The sequence below is a fragment of the Streptomyces hirsutus genome (assembly GCF_001418415.1).
GTDB lineage: Bacteria > Actinomycetota > Actinomycetes > Streptomycetales > Streptomycetaceae > Streptomyces > Streptomyces hirsutus.
Map to the genome: position 1 here is coordinate 1 of NZ_LIQT01000133.1, position 1,289 is coordinate 1,289.

Sequence of the window (1,289 nt, forward strand, 5' to 3'; positions counted from 1 at the left end):
GCCTGGTAGAGCAGGATGTCGCCGAGCGCCGGTGTGGTGCGGGTCAGCAGGGCCTCCCGGTGGCGCCGGACCACCGGACGGGCCATGTGCTGCGCCGTGGTCCAGGCGACGGCCCGGGCCCTGTCGCCGACACCGAGGGCGGCCCCGCCCAGACGCTTCTCCATGGCACGCCACAGTGTGTCGCGTTCCTCGGCGGACACGAGAACGGGGCCTGAGTCCCGTTCCCGGAACCTGATGTACGCGGCGGTGACGGACCGTGCGACCAGGTCGTGCGACGCCCTCGCGGCGAGAAGGGGGAGGGCCGCGACGAATTCCTGGGCACGCAGCAATTCCGTGACGGCTGCACGGAATTGCTCGCCGGGTTCGCCTGCCGGGATCAATTCCCCGACTTCGGGATCGTCCGGCATGGCGCCGATACGCGTCCTCAGCAGGTCCAGCGCCCTCGGTGAGGTGGCGGACGCGTCGCCGGGTGCCGCCAGGACCGCCGTCCGGATCTCGTAGAGCGGGTCGTCGTACAGCCGGGCCCATACCGCCCGTTCCGCATCCGACCAGGCCACTCCGTGCCCGTCGGGGGCCCAGGCGGGTCCTGTGCCGTCCGGCGCGCCGGTCTCGTCCGCCGGGGTCACGCCGAGGACGTCGCCCCAGGAGCACGTCTCCACCACGGTGTCCGGCAGTACTTTCCGGAAACCGTCCCCGATCCTGTCGAGTGCTTCCCGCTCACGCTTCGACCGAACGCCCGTTCCGTGAACGAACAGAATCGTCTTCATGCTTCTTCGCACATGTCCCCCCCACCCCGATGCCGCGGCCATGAACACCACGACGGCGGCCAACGGTAGCGCGGCACAAGGAATCACCTCCGCATATTCCTTGAATTCGCCCCACACGGAGGACGAGTTGCCTTTTCGGAAAAACAACGGAACCCAACCGATCAGGAACGGGCAGAGCGAAAGAACGTCCCGGCGGGGGTTCACCCCCGGCGTGCGCACCGCCGTCCCGCACCTTTCCCGGCCGGGATCCTTCAGGAGGGCGGGCTCGGGGCCGTCGTGGTGCCGGACCCGCGCAGGAAGCGGATGACCGGGTGGCCGGGATGCCGCGTCACCTCGGCGCGGACACCGTAGACCTCCTCGATGAGGGCGGGGGTGAGCACGTCGGCGGGGCGGCCCTCGGCCACGGTGCGGCCGTCGCGCAGGACGAGGAGCCGGTCGCAGTACATCGCGGCGAGGTTGAGGTCGTGCAGCGCGATCACCGTGGTGACCGGCAGGCCGGCGATCAGGTCGAGCACATCCAGC

At 70.2% G+C, this 1,289-nt stretch carries 2 pseudogenes; both read right to left on the minus strand.

The features are described from left to right. Positions 1-767: pseudogene (locus AOK11_RS10590) on the minus strand (hypothetical protein); the annotation flags it as partial. Between the two features lie 251 nt (positions 768-1,018). Next, positions 1,019-1,289 (minus strand): annotated as a pseudogene (locus AOK11_RS10595) (ABC transporter ATP-binding protein); the annotation flags it as partial.